The following is a 702-nucleotide window of genomic DNA, read 5'->3' as shown; positions in this document are numbered from 1 at the left end:
GAATGTTCTACGTCTGACGAAAGGTGTGCCAGCTTCACTACTATCTCAGCGTACGGGCCTGGAACTCAGCGTCTTAGAGCCTATGTTAACGGAACTCAAGACAAGGGGCTTGATGAAGGAAGAAGGCCTATGTACGACGGACAAAGGCCTGTTATTTCTGAATACTATTTTAGAAGGTTTTACAGAAAACTAAGCAAGAGACTTGAGCACTTTTCGTGCTGCTTCAACTGTTGCTTCAATTTCCTTATCGCTGTGCGCGCTTGAAACAAAGCCAGCTTCAAACGCAGACGGCGCAAGATAAACACCTTCTTCTAACATCGCATGATAGAAAGCCTTGAAACGAGGCAAGTCACATTCCATGACTTGATCAAAGCGAGAAACTTGCTCTGCTTCGGTAAAGAAGAAACCAAACATTGCACCCACCTGGTTAAAGGTCATTGGCACACCGGCTTCTTTAGCAGCTGCTTTTAAGCCGTCTACCAGTTTCGTGGTTTGCAGACTTAGCGCTTCATAGAAACCTGGCTCGGATATCGCATTCAGCATAGCTAGACCGGCTGCCATGGCGAGCGGATTACCCGATAAAGTACCGGCTTGGTAGACTGGGCCTGTAGGCGCTATCGCTTGCATAATATCTGTACGGCCACCGAAAGCGCCGACCGGAAAACCACCGCCAATTACTTTTCCTAAAGTAGTTAGGTCAGG

Annotated in this window: 1 protein-coding gene and 1 pseudogene; one reads left to right on the top strand and one right to left on the bottom strand. The window is 47.7% G+C overall.

Annotated features, from left to right (window positions below; genetic code table 11):
* A pseudogene (locus A3729_RS02640) lies at nt 1-193 on the top strand (hypothetical protein); the annotation flags it as partial.
* On the opposite strand, the gene A3729_RS02635 reads toward A3729_RS02640, so the two are convergent.
* A partial coding sequence (locus A3729_RS02635) for an aminotransferase class III-fold pyridoxal phosphate-dependent enzyme (protein WP_156497589.1) occupies nt 190-702 on the bottom strand: 513 nt, incomplete at its 5' end. The pseudogene A3729_RS02640 and the gene A3729_RS02635 sit on opposite strands and share 4 nt — an antisense overlap.

The sequence above is a fragment of the Oleiphilus sp. HI0043 genome (genome assembly GCF_001634935.1).
The sequence above is the reverse complement of the archived record's forward strand: the minus strand, read 5'-3'. Positions and strand labels throughout refer to the sequence as shown.